General features: G+C 50.4%; 1 pseudogene. It reads right to left on the bottom strand.

The window, feature by feature from the left end:
* Nucleotides 1–466 (bottom strand): annotated as a pseudogene (locus tag Q4563_RS16060) (phosphomannomutase); the annotation flags it as partial.

Below are 466 nucleotides of genomic sequence, written 5' to 3'. Positions count from 1 at the left end.
ATCAAAGGGCGATCGCCGTCACCATCGGTTGAGAAAATCGCATCCAGATTGTATTCAGCCGACCAGGCCAGCGCCTGTTGTTGATCTTCTTCAGAGACAGCTTCGGTATCGATAGGCACAAAGGTATCGGTGCGCCCCAGAGAAATCACCTCAGCCCCCAGACTTCTGAGTACATCCGCATTCAGCTCACGACCGGCGGCGGAATGTTCATATAAACCAATACGCTTGCCCTGTAGCAAATCCGCCGCAAACAAGTGTGTATAGCGCTCCATATACAATTGACGCGCTTTAACCGATTCGTCTGGCAACAATGGCAGTACCGATGAAACCTCGACCTCAGCCTGTAGAATAGCCTGCTCATCCACCTTGGTGATTTCACCATCCGGGCGATAAAACTTGATGCCATTTCGATCAAAAGGGATATGACTACCCGTAATCACAATAGCTGGAACACCATCCTGCATGG

The organism is Gilvimarinus sp. 1_MG-2023, from assembly GCF_030548285.1.
Note: the sequence above shows the minus strand (reverse complement) of the source record. Positions and strands in the feature narration are given on the sequence as shown.